We start from the raw sequence: 239 nt of genomic DNA, 5'->3' as shown, positions 1-239 counted from the left end.
AGTGACTTTTGAACACTCGGGTCTTTTAACCACTTCATAATCGTAAAGAGTTTAATTGGTTCTGTTGTTGCTTCTGCTTGTTGTTGTATATCTTTGACTAGCGAGTATCCTTGTTTTCCTTTTTCTACAATCGGTTCTGTGTAAGATTTAATACTTGCTGTCGCATAATCAATTGTTTGCTGATCGGCTAACACAGCCGTTACAAAATCCACTATATCCTCTAACTGATTGATCATTTG

The 239-nt window shown here is 36.4% G+C and carries 1 pseudogene; it reads right to left on the bottom strand.

Annotation, left to right across the window (positions count from 1 at the left end):
- Positions 1 to 239, bottom strand: a pseudogene (locus tag SB660_RS23530) (hypothetical protein); the annotation flags it as partial.

Origin of the sequence: Bacillus sp. SIMBA_005 (genome assembly GCF_046535585.1) — a bacterium.
Classification (GTDB): domain Bacteria; phylum Bacillota; class Bacilli; order Bacillales; family Bacillaceae; genus Bacillus; species Bacillus pumilus.
This window is presented reverse-complemented; position numbering and strand designations above follow the sequence as displayed.